Below are 1,245 nucleotides of genomic sequence, written 5' to 3'. Positions count from 1 at the left end.
CTGTCATCCGCGCCTCCCACCCCACGCAAGGAGTTCGGATGCGACACCCTCGCACAACACCCGCGCGGCGGCGCATGCTCGCCGCCCTCGCCTCGGTGGCCCTCGTCCTCGCGGGAGCGGCCTGGACCGCGACCCCGGCCACCGCCGCGACCGGCATCACCAACGGTGACTTCGAAGCCGGGAACCTCACCGGCTGGACCGCCACGGGCACCGCCTCCGTCACCACCAGCGGCCCGCACGGCGGCAGTTACGCCGCGATGCTCGGCAGCACCTCACCCACCAACGGCCTCTCATCGATCAGCCAGTCCTTCACGGCACCGTCCGGCAGCCCCGCCCTGTCCTTCTGGTACGAGGTGACCTGCCCGGACACCGTCACCTACGACTGGGCCACCGCCACACTCCAGGACACCACGGCCGGAACCACCAGCACGGTCCTGCCCAAGACCTGCACCAGCGGCGCCGGTTGGCAGCAGATCACCAGCTCCCTGACGGCCGGTCACGCGTACACGTTGACGCTGAGCAACCAGGACGACAACTGGCCCGGCGACGCGACGTACACGCTCTACGACGACGTCCAGGTCACCGGTGCGGCAACCGACGACTTCTCCCTCGCGGACAGCCTGGCCTCGGCCACGGTGAACGCCGGTGCGGCCGCCACCTCCACCGTCTCCACGGCCGTCACCGCCGGTTCGGCGCAGACGGTGGCCCTGTCGGCGAGCGGTCTGCCCTCCGGCGTCACGGCCGCGTTCAGCCCGTCCTCGGTGACGGCCGGAGGCTCGTCCACGCTGACCGTCTCCACTGCCGCGAGCACGCCGTCCGGCACGTATCCGATCACCGTGACCGGCACGGGCACCTCCGCCACCCACACCGCCACCTTCACGCTCACGGTCAACGGCACCGGGCCGAACCTCGTACAGGTCAGCACCGACCCGTTCACCAACTCCACCAGCCAGCACGCCACCGAGCTGGAGCCGGACACCTTCGCCTACGGCACCACCATCGTCTCCTCCTCCCAGGTCGGCCGCTTCACCGACGGCGGCTCCTCGGACATCAGCTGGAACACCTCCACCGACGGCGGAACCACCTGGCAGCACGGCATGCTGCCCGGCATCACCACCTACCAGGGCGGCGGCAGCTGGGCCCGGGTCTCCGACCCGTCGGTCGCCTACGACGCCCGCCACGGCACCTGGATGATCACCGGCCTGGTCATCGACGCCAACGTGAACGGCGCCGGCGTGTCCGTCA

1 pseudogene is annotated in these 1,245 nt (G+C 70.9%); it reads left to right on the top strand.

Going from position 1 to position 1,245, the window contains the following annotated elements:
• Positions 1 to 38: 38 nt before the first annotated feature.
• A pseudogene (locus AB0O00_RS40190) lies at positions 39 to 1,245 on the top strand (hypothetical protein); the annotation flags it as partial.

This window comes from Kitasatospora sp. NPDC093558, assembly GCF_040683475.1.
Taxonomy (GTDB): Bacteria; Actinomycetota; Actinomycetes; order Streptomycetales; family Streptomycetaceae; genus Kitasatospora.
This window is presented reverse-complemented; position numbering and strand designations above follow the sequence as displayed.